A 13442-nucleotide genomic window follows, 5' to 3' on the forward strand; every position below is an offset into this window, starting at 1 on the left:
CCTCCGATTGCTCAAGATTCATTTGCTAGTTTCAGTGCATGTTCTAGAATTTTTTCTCCATTCGCTGTTCCATATAATCTTACATTTACCACATCGACAGGTATATGATAAGGTGCCGCTGTTTTTTCTGCTGCCTTTCTCATAAAGCTAACTTGCGGTCCTAGCAAAATGACCTTTACATCGTCCCCATGCTCTTCTAGTTCATCCGCAATGGCCCCTTCAGGTATCGCATAAATTTCATAATCCAGCCCTTTTCCTTCTGCGGCTGCCTTCATTTTAGATACCACAATCGACGTTGACATTCCTGCTGCACAAGCGAGAATGATTCGCTTCATATCCCATCACTCCTATTGATAAATAAAATCTGGTTCATCCCTTAATTTCCTCGTTTGGATTAATGTCTTGTACCAGTATCCTGACGCTTTCATCTGACGATTCCGTTCATTCTCCAGCTGGATCTCTACTAATCCGTAGCGATTCTTGAATGCATTCATCGGTGAGACATTATCCGTAAAAGCCCACAGCATATATCCCTTGCAGTTTGAACCTTCTTTTTTCGCTTGAAGGGCTTTTTTTAAATGCTGACTGATAAATGAAATTCGGTACTGATCATCAATGATGCCGTCTTCGTTTTTAAACCGTTCTTCCTGCTCGACCCCCATACCGTTTTCAGCCACAAACCACTCGATATTCCCGTATTCCTCTTTTATTCTCATACCCATATCATAGACAATATTCGGATAGATTTCCCAACCTCTGAATGGATTCATTTTTCTCCCTGGGAGCTCAAATAGATCGTAATAATAAGATGGATGAAACGGTGTATTTTCGTTCCAAGCCTTGCTAGGTGCCTTAACGCGATGCGGATAGTATAAATTAAGACCGACCACATCGACTGTATGATCTTTAATGATCTGAAGCTCTTCTTCCGTTGCATCGAAAAGAATGTCATGCTTTTTCAATACATCAAGCAGTTCTTCTGGATACTCGCCTTTAATGGAGGGATCTAAGAACACTCGATTAAAAAACAAATCATACATGCGGGCAGCTTCTTGATCATGCGAGGCAGTCGATCTCGCATACGTCACTTCTGGATTGAGAATGACCCCGATTTTTGCACCGGCTGATTCCTTCAAGCCCATTTCCTGAAACAGCTTCACCACTTTTGCTGTCGCCAAGGCTTTATGATAGTTCCACTGCATCCATTTCTTCGTATTTTGCTCGAAAGGATAACGAATAGCATCTAGATACACACGAGTTTGAACAACAATTGGTTCATTAAAGGTAAACCAATGTTTGACCCGGTCTCCATAGCGTTCAAACACCTTTTCTGCATAGAGAACAAACAGATCGACAACATGTTTAGATGACCAGCCGCCGTACTTTTCAAGCAAAACGGCAGGAAGCTCATAATGCTCTAAGCAAAACATCGGCTCTACACCCGCTTCAAGTAATTCATTGATGAAATTATCAATATAACGAGCATAGGCCTCATCTACAATTCCATTCTCGTAATCTGTGAGAAACCTCGACCAATTGATCGATGTCCGGTAATGAGATAACCCAATTTCCTTCATAAGGGCTACATCTTCAGGATAGCGCTCGTAAAAATTCGTTGCTCCCGCTGGTCCGTATCCTTCGTGCCATACGTGATACCCCTCCTTATACCAAAGGTCTATATACGAATCCTGATGCGGTTTCTTCCCTTTCCAACCCTCTGTCTGCCAAGCAGAAGCCGCAGCACCTAGAATAAAGTCATTGGGTATGTCGATTTTGTTCATGTTGCCACCTGACCTTTCTTCGTGTGAATTTGAAGTCCTTCCCACATCCCTTGTAAATACATAGCTCCAAGTGCCCGGTCGTATAATCCATAGCCAGGTCTGCCCGTCTCACCAAAGATCATTCGTCCATGATCTGGCCGGACATAGCCAGCAAATCCTTCCTTAAACAATGCGTTCACAATCGCTCCCATATCGAGGCTGCCTGCTGACGACAGGTGTGCCGACTCTTCAAAATCACCGTTTTCATACAAATTGACATTGCGTAAATGAGCAAAGTGTATACGCCCTTTTTGGGCATACTTTCTCGCAAGTGCAGGAACATCATTTTTCGCATTACAGCCTAGGGAACCGGAACAAAAGGTCAGTCCATGCTGTGAGCGTTCATCGAGCTGAAGGATACGATCTATTTGTTCTTCACAACTGACAATGCGGGGTAGACCAAATATGTTCCAAGGAGGGTCATCTGGATGCAATGCCATGTTCATGTTCTCTTCCGCTGCAACTGGAAGGATATTTCCCAAGAAATAGTCTAGGTTCTCAAACAACCCTTCCGCACCCAATGCCCTGTATGCAGCCATCAACTTTCTCATTTCTTCCTGCGTATAAGACGTATCCCACCCTGGTAAGGAAAGTTGATCTTTTTCTATATCCATCTGTTCAAGCTGATGCTGAAAATAAACAAGAGTCGTCGATTGATCAGCTAGTGGGAAATCGAGCTGTGTTCGTGTCCAATCAAGGGCTGGCATGAAGTTATAACAAATGACCTTCACACCATGCCTTGCTAATCGCCGGATATTTTCTTGATAATGCTCGATATAAACATCCCGGCTAGGCTTTCCCAGCTTAATATCTTCATGGACCGGGAGACTTTCTACGACTTCAAAAGCAAGATCGTGACGTTCGATTTCCGCTTTTAAATGAGCAATACTTTCCTCAGGCCACAGATCGCCAGCCGGCACATCATAGACGGCACTGACAATCCCTTTCAAGCCGGGAATTTGCCGAATATATGAAAGGGAGACAGGATCTTCTTTGCCATACCATCTAAATTGCATGTTCATTCATGAGCCCTCCTTCTATTCTGAATCAGGTGCTGCTTCTGGCTTCCGGTTGGACAAGAGGACAAAAGGCAAATAGATGAAAACAGCGACAACAATACAGATAAGCTGTGTGATGACAGCCCCCATACTGCCAGCGGTAGACAGCCAAGCATTCACAATCGGAGGTGTCGTCCACGGCACCATCACCACCGCTTTCCCGGCAAAACCTGTAGCGGTTGCGATATAGCCAATCGTACCTGTCACGAGTGGTGTAACAATAAACGGAATCGCCATCACAGGGTTCAGCATGACAGGTAATCCGAAAATAACTGGTTCATTGATGTTAAACAGTCCAGGTCCCGATGAAAGCTTGGCAATGCTACGCATCTCTTCCCTTCTACCCGCTATAAAAATGGCGATCAACAGACCAATCGTCACACCCGAACCACCAATGCTCATATACACATCCCAAAATGGCATCGTGATAATATTTGGAATCTCTTTGCCCTCTTGAAATGCTGTCATATTCACTGCAATTGATCCTAATAAGAGCGGCTCGCGAATCGGTTTAATCATTTGGTTGCCATGTATACCGATCACCCAGAAAAATTGAGCCACAAACATTAACGTTAAAATACCAGGCAGTCCCTGCACAACACTTTCAAGCGGACGCTGCACGACGTTATACACCGCTTCATGCAAATAAATGCCTGTCAGACGGTGAAACGCAAATCCGAATGAACTAATGATTGTAATCGTAATAATTGATGGGAAAAGTGAAGAAAAAGATGTCGCCACATTTGATGGAACAGAATCTGGCATCTTAATTTGCAGCCACTTCACCTCGGTAAGCTTACAAAAGATCTCTACAGAGACGATGGCAATGATCATACCCAAAAATAAGCTTTTTGGATCGGAGAATTGCCTCGCCAACACATCGACAACCTCACGCATTGATCCATCGACTTCAAGAAGAAGTGTCGTCGGAATAACGGATATAAATGAAATCAATGCCATTAATCCTGGGAACAATGATTTGTGTCCATTGATTTTCCCGAGCTCAATCCCGATAAGGAACACAGCCCCGATCGTTAAAAAGTTCAGCGTGGCATAATTGATTGCCTTCATAATTGGCTGAAGCTCTGCTAAAAACCTGAATATCTCAAAATGGGCAAGCCCCGTTTCCGGGCTCATGATCATATTTGCGACCAGTACAGCAAATGCCCCCGTAATGATAATTGGCATTAATGTGACAAATGCTTGCTTAATCGCCATAATATATTTCTGATTTGTAATACGATAAGCGACATGTCCCATGACGTCGGCCGCTCTCTCTTTAAAGCTCATGATCCGTCTCCCCCTTTACAAAAACTCGTGATCATCCTCCTTTTTGATGTTATTTTAAAAGCGCTTTCATTAACATCCAATCTTTTTCCTCACTGATGCGGAAATGGGTGTCCTTTTTTTTCATCTGGCTGTTCCAACACGTGCAGCGCCGCCGTCAGTTCTTCAAATGAAGCAGCTTTGATGATTTGCTCCACCACTTCCTTCTGCTCTGTCAAACGCACAAGAAATTGATAAAGTGACTGCAATTCTTTCTGATACGTCTTCTGTATACTTAACAAACAGACGACCTGTACCCGATCGTCGCCCCACAGCACTGGTTTCCTCAACGTACAGATCGCACAAAACGTATCATCTGTTGCCGGTTTGATTGGGTGAGGGATCGCGACCAAATGACCGAACGACGTAGGTGACACTTCCTCTCTTTCCAACAATAGCTGTTCAAAATCATCCGGGATTCGGTTTTGTTCCTGCAATACAGTCACGAAAAATTGAAGCACCTCTTCCCTTGTTTGTAGATCTTGCTGAAAAAAAGTCATCTTTGGACTGATATATCGCACGACCCCCATTTCTTGTGACCCCTGCACAAATCGTTTCAGCCTCGACATATCATCTTCACTGAGGATCGTATGTACATCAATCACTGGCACGGGTAGTGTGTTCTGAAGAGGGATGGTACTAATAATGAAATCGATACTTCTCAAGTCATACGACAAAAGGTCACTGACACTTGCAGTTCCAGCAATCTCTAGCCTTTCGCTAAAGGCGGCCTTCAGCTTATGGAGAAGAAGCTGACTGCTCGCAACACCCGTTGCACACACAATCAAGCATTTTTTTCTCACAGTCTGAGTTTTTGTCCGCTCTATGGCAGCACCAATATGCAGCGCCAAATATCCGATTTCATCTTCATGAATCTCTACATTCTCTTTTTCCTTCAGCCATCTTCCCATATAGACACCCGCTTCAAAGGCAATCGGATAATGCCTTTTTATGTCTGATAAATAGGGGTTACGGATGTTCATATCATATCGGAACCGATGAATCGCTGATCTCAGGTGAAGACTTAGTCCCACAATCAATTCCTTGTCTGTCTGAATATTAAGTGACATGTGCTCTTCGACATAACCAAGTAATTGGTGAGTTAAACGGAAATGCTCTTCATCAAGCATGTGAAATAGCGTGTGGCCCGTTTCTCCATACGCCATCATTTTTGCCCCCATTAAATGAATCGCAATATAGGCCATTTCAGATAATGGAAAATCTATACCGAGCACATGACGCATATCTTCTGCCATTTGCCTCGCCACTTGAAAAGCGGGCTGTGTTTGAATGTCTTTGAGTTCTCCTTCCGGCATCATGACCAATTTTTTCTCTTCAATTCGTTTGCACGCAATGGCGATATGTGTCACTAAGTTGCTTAAACCGATCTCTGACACATGAAGACCGCTTGCCTTTGTACGTGAACGCACCATATCTTGAATCAATTGAAACGTTTCTTCAGGTAAAAGGGCAGGGTTCGGATGCTCCTGCTGAAACACATGCTCAGCTAGACAATATCTTAATCTCATTTCATCTCCAGTCAGCCTCAGTCCATATTTAGGTCGGTGTGCAACAGAGAGTCCATGTAAAGAAAATATATGCTTGACTGCTTTCAGGTCATTTTTCACAGTAGATTCACTCACAAATAATTCCTCGGCTAATTCATCTAATTTCATATAGTCTTCAGACAATAAAAGCCTTCTCAATAAATAAGAGATACGATCCTCCGGCTGATTGGGAATGACTTGATTCTTTTTTTCATTTCTTTCTCTCATTGAGTTTTTCAAAAAAGTACGAAATGCTCCATAATCTTCGACAGTCAATGTATACCCTGCTCCACGTTTCATATGAAGTGTTGCCCCATGTGCTTCTAATATTGTTTTAAGCGCTTTCATATCTGTTCGAACTGTTCGTGATGTGACGCCTATCAGGCGTGCAATTTCTTCACCTGTCAGCTCCTGCTCTGCCTGCATTAACCGCCTCAACAGCTCCTCCTGACGTAGAGATAACATAGACTCCCCTCCTTTGGTCAATTACTTTTGCCTATCATCATAAACGAAAATAGAACTCTTTGCCCAGTTTTTCTTTCCGGCCGGGAACTTTGTTATGGCTCAAACGTATGAATATGAAACAAGAGGAGGGATACATCATGTTTGTGATCATGATCATACTAGCTTCTTTAGGCGCCATTGCCGCCCACATGTTTACACCAAAAGATAAGCGTTCATCTTCTAAGCATTCTGCACATCACAGTTCAACAACCAGTAACTATACTGATTCGTATACACATCACGCTTCTGATGCCTCCTGCGGTGGTGATTCAGGTGGTAGCGGCGGATGTGACTAAACCAAAAAAACAGCCGCTTGTTCAGCCGGCTGTTTCGTTTATTTTATTAAAGAGCTTTCCAGCCCCGTTCAATTAAATGTTTGACATCCTTTGCAAAATCCTCGCCTTTTTCCATCACATCTTGGGCTCTTCCTGCAAAATTACTAGCGACAGCGAGTTCCATTTTTTTTAACTCAAAGTGCATAATTTTTTGGTCTATCTCCGTAATATAGGTTTCATACTCATTGTTCACAATGTCGTGTAGCACGTGATAGGCTTCTTTCCGATGACGGTGAAAGTCCGTTCCTCTCTCACCTTTCCATGACGAATCTAGAGCAGGCTTCTTGATTTCCTTTATGTCAGACTGCGCAAGATCTTGTTCTGTTCGAATATTAATTTTGGCTGTCTTTAACCGAGAGATCATTTCGTCAAATTCTGCACGTTTGTTTTCAATCCCCATATGCAGATGGTGCAGCATCTCGGATAAACTCATGTCATCCACCTCTATTAGACCTCATAAGAAAGCACGGCGTCAGAGTTTTTGAAACCGAGCAGATCATCTGCTTTTTCCAGTCCTGACATTTCTATCGTTCGCTTTCATTAAGTATAGTATAAGGTGAAAAGCCTTAGGCTTAAATAGGGAAAAGGTGTCCTTTTAACATGGTGTTTGGAAGAAAAACGGAATAATATAAGGTCATAAATCCTGGATTATATATGAGTCTTTACGACTATATTTTACATCGTACTCAGCTACGTTATCAATAAAACGATTGGGGCTTATGATTTTGCCGCAATCGCTTCATCCTGTTCTTTTAGCGTCTTCACATTTGAGCGTGTATCCTGAACGTTTTTGATCAAGGCTTCTTTAAAACTTGAGACCATTTCTCCCACCTCAGCTTCACGTGCCGTCCACTTGGTCACAAATTCAAGGCTGTTTTCACCAGCTTTATCTGCTGCTTTTTTCATTGTTAAAGCTTCAACTGCTTGGGAGACTTCATCTAGTTTATCCATAACTGTTTGGTAGTTTAACTTAATTTGTCCCATTGTGATATCCTCCAGATTTAGTCAGCATGAAGCTCGCTTACAAGCTGCTCCATGCTTTTGAGATCAAGCGTTTTGCGTCTTCTACTGCGTCTTCTCCTTTTTCAGCCAAACGTGCTGCATCTCCAGCTAAAGAGCTGGCAAAGGATAAGGCAGCCTGCTCTGCTTCTAGTGTACTGATTTTGAATTCGATTCGGCTCACGTAGCGTGGATATTTATCGCTTACGATCGTTTGCAGCGCATCATGCGCTTCATTTCGCTCTGATTTGAAATCTTGGCTCCGCTCACCTTTCCAAGAGGCCCCAAGCTTTGGCTGCTTGATTTGTTTTAGGTCTGTTTCTGCCGCATCTTGTTCACGTTCAACCTTACTTTTTGCCTTTTTGAGTCGAGCAATTTTCTCTTCGATCTCTGCCTTTTTATTTGAAATGCCACCGTTAAGGGCAGACAGCATATCCGATAAGCTCATATGGGTTCCTCCTCCTGTCAAAAATAAAAACGCTGCTTAGAGTCCCTCTAAACGAGCGTAATGGTGAATCGCGCTTTTTCCAATATTGTTATTATAAGGTTCAAAGACTCATGTTTGAATAGGGATTTGTGCCCTTTTTATGGTATAAATATGCTTTCAATCTGCTTCATACCACACCTTAAGCCCTCTTTTATAGGGGGTCAAAATACACAACCACCCTTCTGGAAACACACATAGTCTTACGGTCCTAGGACAAACAAAAGCCGCCCAGGGGAGGGGCGGCTTTTGCAACGGCTTATGATGCCGATTCTTCGTTTTCTTGTTGATTTTTCACGTACCAAATGAATTTCCCTGTATATCCGTAGATGATGGCAAGACCAATGGCAACAAAGCTCAACCACATAAATGGTAAGTACGAGAATGTAGACACACCGAGAATCCCTGCCATGTAAATTCCGTTATCTGACCATGGAACCATACCAGACGTCATTGTTCCACCGACTTCAGCGTTTCTAGATAGAACGCGTCTGTCTATTTTTAATTTATCATAGCTTTTTTCCATAATTTTCGGTGTGAGAATTAATGAAACGTACATCGCACAGCCGAAGATATTTGCGAAGAATGCAACAACAAGTGTAGATAGGGTTACATTTCCTGCATTATATAATTTCTTCTCGAAAGTAGCGACAATTACTTTTAAGACGCCGAGATATTCAAGTACGCCACCAAAACCAAGTCCGAGAATAATGACCACTAGAGATCCAAGCATATTCACAATACCGCCACGATTTAACAGCGTATTTAAGAAATCTACATCTGAATTAATAGAGAAGCCATTGTATGCTGAACCAATCGCATCTGCTGGATTCATTCCTTGGAAAGCCATCGCCCAAATGGCTCCTAAAAGTGCACCAATCGCAATAACTGGCATTGAAGGTTTCTTAAATACGAGCAGTAATACAACCACTACTGCTGGGATGACCATCCAAATGTTGATTGTGAATGTATCATGAAGGGCATTTTTCAAAAATTCTACTTTACCTTGATCAATGTTGCGTCCGCCATACATAAAGCCTGTAACCGTAAACATTATCGCTGTAATCACAAAGGCTGGTATGGATAAAACCATCATTGCTCGAACATGCGCCAGCACGTCCACTTTTGAAAGAGAGGAAGCGAGCACTGTACTATCTGATAATGGGGATAATTTATCTCCAAAATAAGCACCGGATAAGACGGCCCCTGCAACAATCGGAAGTGGAATACCAAGACCTTCACCAATTGCGATCATCGCAATCCCTGCCGTTCCAACTGTACCCCAAGAGGTTCCTGTTGCAACAGACATAATCGCACAGATGACAAGTGTAGCTAATAAGAAAATATTAGGATGAATGAATTCTAGACCATAGTAGATGAGCGTAGGAACAACTCCACCTGCAATCCATGTTCCAACAAGTGCACCTACTGCAATTAAGATCAAAATGGCTTCTAACCCATTCGATATCCCTTTTGTGATCGCATTTTGGAGATCCTTATAGGAATGCCCTAAACGAATTCCTAATGCAATAACCATAAACCATGAGATGAACAATGCTAGCTGAATATCTAATTTGAAGTAAAGAGTGAATGATAAAACAATTGCTAAAAATAAGCCAAGTACAGACACGACTTCTAAAATAGACGGTAGACGTGGTGTTTTCATTTTGTTTCCTCCCTTTGTGCGTGCGTTAAGCGTTTTCAAAATATTGTGAAAAAAGTGTGTCAATTCGAAAGAAAGTGAATTGCCTGTTTTTCTCTTTTTCACAGGCAATTCAACATATTAATAAAATAAAATTTTTGATATTATTATCGCTCTAGGAGCTCTGCACCCGCAATGCCAGGCTTTGTCATCTCGTAAGGATTCAAAATAATATCAAGTTCTTCTTCTGTTAACACATCATTTTGCAGGCAAAGATCTCTGATCGATTGTCCTGTTAAAATGGCTTCTCTTGCGATTCTAGCCGCAGCTTCATAGCCTAAGTGAGGGTTTACCGCAGTAATGACACCTGCACTTTTTTCGACATATTCTTTCAAACGTTTTTCATTTGCTTCGATGTCCGCTAAACAGTGATCTGTGAATGAGCGGAATCCGTTATTCATTATACTAATAGATTGAAGCAAGTTAAAGACCAGAACAGGCTCCATCACATTTAACTCAAGCTGGCCTGCTTCAGAAGCAAGACAGATGGTGTGGTCGTTCCCAATGACCTGGAATGCGATTTGGTTAATGAGCTCTGCCATGACTGGATTGACTTTCCCAGGCATAATGGATGATCCCGGCTGACGGGCTGGCAATGCAATCTCAGCAAGACCTGCACGTGGGCCAGATGCCATTAAGCGAAGGTCATTCGCAATTTTAGACATGTTCATCATGCATACTTTTAAGGCAGCAGATACTTCTGTGTATGCATCTGTATTTTGCGTCGCATCTACGAGGTGCTCTGCGCCTACTAATGGCAGTCCAGAAATATCAGCAAGCTTCTTCACGACGATTTCGATGTAGCGAGGATCTGCATTGAGGCCTGTCCCAACAGCTGTCGCACCCATATTCACTTCATATAAATGCTGTTTTGATTGGTTGATTCGTTTAATATCACGGCTGAGCACACGGCTGTATGCTTCAAACTCTTGTCCTAAACGGATCGGAACAGCGTCTTGTAAATGAGTACGCCCCATTTTGATGACATGATCGAATTCTTTTGCTTTCTTTTGAAATACGTCCTGCATGGCCTGCATCGTCTCAAGTAAAATGTCTAACTGCTTGAGCACTGCAATATGGATCGCCGTTGGGAACGAATCATTTGTCGATTGTGACATGTTCACATGTGTGTTTGGACTTAAATGAATGTATTCGCCCTTTTGATGTCCCATGATCTCGAGGGCTCTGTTTCCAATGACCTCATTGGCATTCATATTCATAGACGTTCCTGCGCCGCCTTGAATCGGGTCTACGATGAAATATTCATGGAATTTGCCTTCAATGACTTCATCTGAAGCTTGAACGATCGCATTTCCAATTCCTTCATATAAACGTCCGACTTCCATGTTGGCTTGAGCTGCTGCTTTTTTGACAATGGCAAATGCTCGAATGAGTTCTTCATGCATGCGATATCCTGTAATCGGGAAATTCTCTTTTGCACGAAGCGTTTGAACACCATAATACACGTCTGCGGGAATTTCTTTTTCACCTAGAAAATCCTTCTCGTAACGATAAGTTGCTTGAACCATCTCGTATGACCTGCTTTCTATAGAATAGTTAAATCACTAAATCTTCTGCGATTGGCGTTTCCATAATCTTTTTCACTTCTCGTGGATCTGTTGTTTTACCTAATGCCCACATGAGCTTTGGCACGATGGCTTCTGTGTTCATGTTTCTTGAACGAGCAACCAGTTCTTGATTGATTTTACGTCCTACTTCATACACACTCATGTCTTCTCCTTCTTCGAGACACTGAGTGGTGATCACAACAGAAATGCCTTCTTCCAGCAATTCGTTGATTTTTTCTAAAAGGTTTCTTCCTTCGAAAGGAATTCCGCCGCTGCCGTAGCTTTCAATGACGACCCCTTTGTACAAACCTTTGATTGAATCTAAAAACTCAGGCTTCAGTCCTGGATGCAGTTTTAATAAACAAACGTCTGTGTTCAAGGATGCATCTAATTTAAGCGGTTTCATTGATGATCTTTTTACTTTGCTATTGTATTCAATTTGATGATTTTCAATCGATGCAATATATGGGTAGTTAATACTTTCAAATGCATCGTAGCTTTTCGTTCTTAGTTTGATTGCGCGAGTTCCTTGAATGACTCTGCCATCAAATACGACGTATACGCCGCCAACACCGTCACATGCAAAACGAATCGCATCTGTAATGTTTTTCTTCGCATCTGTTTTCTTAAACGTAATTGGAATTTGTGACCCTGTAATGACAATTGGCTTATCAGGATTTTGCAGCATATACGATAGTGCTGCTGATGTATAGGCCATTGTGTCTGTTCCATGCGTGACGACAAATCCGTCATATTGGTCATAATTTTCATAAATGGCTGTTGCGATATCAACCCAGTATTCAGGCTGCATATTGGTACTATCTATACTCATTAGGGACTTTGTGTCCATTGTGTAGTCTGCATTAATTTCGTTTAAATAGCTTAAAAGGTCCTCAGCTTTAACACCTGGAGCTAAACCATTTTCACTCTCTACAGATGCAATCGTCCCACCAGTGGTTAAAAGCAATAATTTCTTCAACAGGTCCACCTCTTTCAGTAAAATTACTTCGTTTGTCACACATATTATAAGCCAGCTTGTGCTATTCTATAATATACGCTTTACGCGTACCTTCATTGCCATTATAGTCACATAACGCGAATTAATCAAGAAATTATTACGCATAACGCGTACACTCTTTGTCAAAATATGATATACTGTTGTTGTATATAAAGGAGCGTTCATGTATGATACTCGATCGTTTAACCACCCTTAGAAAAAAGAAAAAATGGTCTCTCCAGCATACGGCAGATCGCCTAGGTATCGCCAAAAGCACCTATGCCGGTTACGAATCTGGGTACCGACGACCTTCGCTTGAAGCAGTGAAACTGCTGGCTGATTTGTATGATACGTCCATTGATTTTTTACTTGGTAGAACGGACGAGCCAGAGATCCAACGCAAAATCTCTGATATCAAAATTGAGCTGACGGAAGCAAAAGAAGGAACCATCCATGTAGACGGCGTTCCACTAACAGATGAAGAAATCAAACAGCTTGTTGCCTTTATTCGGGCGAAAAACACTCTGAAAGTATAAACAACACAAAAAAGAGAGGTCCCTGTCATAGAGGGACCTCTCTTTTTCTGCTTACGACAGCTCACTTAATTCCTCTAACCGCCGCTTCGCTTCTTCTTTATTAAAGGAACTATAATAGCGATAATTCTCATCATCTAAGATGCGGTAATGCTGGCTTAGTACATTCTGCTGAAGACGAAACGTACCTTTTTTCACAGACGTCCGCCACCAAACCTTTCCGCCAATCGTACGTTCAACAGATAAATGCAATTCATCGTGGGCGACGACTTCCAAAATCTCAAGCGGATCATCCCCAAGTGTCCCTTTTAAAATGTCACTATCCCTGAATAATGCACATACGGCCGCAGATTGCGTCCAGTTGAGGCGAAGACGATTCTTTTCTACCTGCTGCAAATGCCGCTTGGATAGACCAAGCACCTCAGCCATACGGTCCTGCGTATAGTCTTTTTCTTTTCGAATTCGTGCCATTTGTTCTGTGACGAGGTCGATTACCATTTCTTTGTCCATCTCTCATCACCTCTTGATTGTTCAGTCTTTACTGACATCATACACGATTTCTTAAAAAA

The 13442-nt window shown here is 42.3% G+C and carries 14 protein-coding genes; 2 read left to right on the forward strand and 12 right to left on the reverse strand.

Annotated features, from left to right (window positions below; all coding sequences use genetic code 11):
* Positions 1-11 precede the first annotated feature (11 nt).
* The 5 genes from ABG082_RS18105 to ABG082_RS18125 all read right to left on the reverse strand — a co-directional run bounded on the left by ABG082_RS18105 (position 12) and on the right by ABG082_RS18125 (position 6216).
* A complete protein-coding gene (locus ABG082_RS18105) occupies positions 12-335 on the reverse strand; it encodes a PTS sugar transporter subunit IIB (protein ID WP_008345616.1) in 324 nt (107 codons plus the stop codon).
* A 12-nt stretch (positions 336-347) separates the two neighbouring features.
* A complete protein-coding gene (locus ABG082_RS18110) occupies positions 348-1781 on the reverse strand; it encodes a glycoside hydrolase family 1 protein (protein WP_348936352.1) in 1434 nt (477 codons plus the stop codon).
* The gene (gene uxuA, locus ABG082_RS18115) at positions 1778-2842 is read right to left on the reverse strand and encodes a mannonate dehydratase (RefSeq protein WP_348936353.1); all 1065 of its coding nucleotides are present in this window, start codon (positions 2840-2842) and stop codon (positions 1778-1780) included. The genes ABG082_RS18110 and uxuA overlap by 4 nt, the downstream gene beginning before the upstream one ends.
* Before the next feature lie 15 nt (positions 2843-2857).
* The gene (locus tag ABG082_RS18120; protein WP_007497945.1) at positions 2858-4168 is read right to left on the reverse strand and encodes a PTS transporter subunit EIIC; all 1311 of its coding nucleotides are present in this window, start codon (positions 4166-4168) and stop codon (positions 2858-2860) included.
* An 89-nt stretch (positions 4169-4257) separates the two neighbouring features.
* Positions 4258-6216 carry a BglG family transcription antiterminator gene (locus ABG082_RS18125; protein ID WP_348936354.1) on the reverse strand — a complete coding sequence of 653 codons (1959 nt, stop codon included), beginning with the start codon at positions 6214-6216 and terminating at the stop codon, positions 4258-4260.
* 137 nt (positions 6217-6353) lie between these two features.
* Between ABG082_RS18125 and ABG082_RS18130 the strand changes: the two genes are divergently transcribed.
* Positions 6354-6551, forward strand: coding sequence for a hypothetical protein (locus ABG082_RS18130; protein WP_008345626.1), 198 nt, complete (start codon positions 6354-6356; stop codon positions 6549-6551).
* A 46-nt stretch (positions 6552-6597) separates the two neighbouring features.
* Here the strand turns inward: ABG082_RS18130 and ABG082_RS18135 are convergent, their stop codons facing one another.
* The 6 genes from ABG082_RS18135 to ABG082_RS18160 form a co-directional block, all read right to left on the reverse strand.
* Entirely contained in the window at positions 6598-7023 is a 426-nt protein-coding gene (locus ABG082_RS18135; RefSeq protein WP_019743647.1) for a DUF5082 family protein, read from the reverse strand.
* 284 nt (positions 7024-7307) lie between these two features.
* Positions 7308-7574, reverse strand: a complete 267-nt coding sequence (locus ABG082_RS18140) for a YwqI/YxiC family protein (RefSeq protein WP_008345634.1) — start codon at positions 7572-7574, stop codon at positions 7308-7310.
* 37 nt (positions 7575-7611) lie between these two features.
* Positions 7612-8037 (reverse strand): DUF5082 family protein, encoded by a 426-nt coding sequence (locus tag ABG082_RS18145; RefSeq protein ID WP_008345637.1) that lies wholly within the window; start codon positions 8035-8037, stop codon positions 7612-7614.
* Between the two features lie 295 nt (positions 8038-8332).
* Entirely contained in the window at positions 8333-9739 is a 1407-nt protein-coding gene (gene nhaC, locus ABG082_RS18150; RefSeq protein WP_272511252.1) for a Na+/H+ antiporter NhaC, read from the reverse strand.
* A gap of 143 nt (positions 9740-9882) precedes the next feature.
* Positions 9883-11304, reverse strand: coding sequence for an aspartate ammonia-lyase (gene aspA / locus ABG082_RS18155; RefSeq protein ID WP_007497957.1), 1422 nt, complete (start codon positions 11302-11304; stop codon positions 9883-9885).
* Positions 11305-11332: 28 nt separating this feature from the next.
* Entirely contained in the window at positions 11333-12322 is a 990-nt protein-coding gene (locus ABG082_RS18160; RefSeq protein ID WP_017358664.1) for an asparaginase, read from the reverse strand.
* A 206-nt stretch (positions 12323-12528) separates the two neighbouring features.
* On the opposite strand from ABG082_RS18160, the gene ABG082_RS18165 reads away from it, so the two are divergent.
* Positions 12529-12876 carry a helix-turn-helix transcriptional regulator gene (locus ABG082_RS18165; RefSeq protein ID WP_017368336.1) on the forward strand — a complete coding sequence of 116 codons (348 nt, stop codon included), beginning with the start codon at positions 12529-12531 and terminating at the stop codon, positions 12874-12876.
* A 51-nt stretch (positions 12877-12927) separates the two neighbouring features.
* Here the strand turns inward: ABG082_RS18165 and ABG082_RS18170 are convergent, their stop codons facing one another.
* The gene (locus tag ABG082_RS18170) at positions 12928-13383 is read right to left on the reverse strand and encodes a helix-turn-helix transcriptional regulator (RefSeq protein WP_017368337.1); all 456 of its coding nucleotides are present in this window, start codon (positions 13381-13383) and stop codon (positions 12928-12930) included.
* Positions 13384-13442: the final 59 nt, after the last annotated feature.

The organism is Bacillus sp. BS1807G30 (assembly GCF_040047675.1).
Classification (GTDB): Bacteria; Bacillota; Bacilli; order Bacillales; family Bacillaceae; genus Bacillus; species Bacillus altitudinis.

Excerpts from the sequence above, each read along its gene's own strand:
- ABG082_RS18145 (WP_008345637.1), bottom strand. The coding sequence starts at position 8,037 with ATGAGCTTATCGGATATGCTGTCTGCCCTTAACGGTGGCATTTCAAAT.
- ABG082_RS18140 (WP_008345634.1), bottom strand. The coding sequence starts at position 7,574 with ATGGGACAAATTAAGTTAAACTACCAAACAGTTATGGATAAACTAGAT.
- uxuA (WP_348936353.1), bottom strand. The coding sequence starts at position 2,842 with ATGAACATGCAATTTAGATGGTATGGCAAAGAAGATCCTGTCTCCCTT.
- ABG082_RS18135 (WP_019743647.1), bottom strand. The coding sequence starts at position 7,023 with ATGAGTTTATCCGAGATGCTGCACCATCTGCATATGGGGATTGAAAAC.
- nhaC (WP_272511252.1), bottom strand. The coding sequence starts at position 9,739 with ATGAAAACACCACGTCTACCGTCTATTTTAGAAGTCGTGTCTGTACTT.
- aspA (WP_007497957.1), bottom strand. The coding sequence starts at position 11,304 with ATGGTTCAAGCAACTTATCGTTACGAGAAGGATTTTCTAGGTGAAAAA.
- ABG082_RS18170 (WP_017368337.1), bottom strand. The coding sequence starts at position 13,383 with ATGGACAAAGAAATGGTAATCGACCTCGTCACAGAACAAATGGCACGA.
- ABG082_RS18165 (WP_017368336.1), top strand. The coding sequence starts at position 12,529 with ATGATACTCGATCGTTTAACCACCCTTAGAAAAAAGAAAAAATGGTCT.
- ABG082_RS18125 (WP_348936354.1), bottom strand. The coding sequence starts at position 6,216 with ATGTTATCTCTACGTCAGGAGGAGCTGTTGAGGCGGTTAATGCAGGCA.
- ABG082_RS18130 (WP_008345626.1), top strand. The coding sequence starts at position 6,354 with ATGTTTGTGATCATGATCATACTAGCTTCTTTAGGCGCCATTGCCGCC.
- ABG082_RS18110 (WP_348936352.1), bottom strand. The coding sequence starts at position 1,781 with ATGAACAAAATCGACATACCCAATGACTTTATTCTAGGTGCTGCGGCT.
- ABG082_RS18105 (WP_008345616.1), bottom strand. The coding sequence starts at position 335 with ATGAAGCGAATCATTCTCGCTTGTGCAGCAGGAATGTCAACGTCGATT.
- ABG082_RS18120 (WP_007497945.1), bottom strand. The coding sequence starts at position 4,168 with ATGAGCTTTAAAGAGAGAGCGGCCGACGTCATGGGACATGTCGCTTAT.